Origin of the sequence: Pseudomonas meliae (genome assembly GCF_001400515.1) — a bacterium.
GTDB lineage: Bacteria > Pseudomonadota > Gammaproteobacteria > Pseudomonadales > Pseudomonadaceae > Aquipseudomonas > Aquipseudomonas amygdali.
Genome location: NZ_LJQT01000431.1, coordinates 1 through 237 on the forward strand (window position 1 = coordinate 1; position 237 = coordinate 237).

General features: G+C 54.9%; 1 protein-coding gene. It reads left to right on the forward strand.

From position 1 onward, the window contains the following. A partial coding sequence (locus tag ALO64_RS26020) for a hypothetical protein (protein ID WP_217996283.1) occupies window positions 1-185 on the forward strand: 185 nt, incomplete at its 5' end. Window positions 186-237: the final 52 nt, after the last annotated feature.

Consider the following 237-nt stretch of genomic DNA (forward strand, 5'->3'; position numbering starts at 1 on the left):
TTACAGTGGCGGTGACACCTTTTCACCGTCGATGCCGCCAGCTCAAGCACCCATTGCCGGACTCTAGGCTCTCTTTTCGCTTCGGCCAACAGCATCCCGCCCAGGATGATCTTCTGGCCGGTCTCCAAGCCCCTATTTTTGGTCCTGAACAGGGCAGCCTGCGGCTGCAAATTGTGGGATTTTGAAATCGGTTATCATAGCCGAAATGGAGTCGATACCTCCTCAGCACAGGCTTAC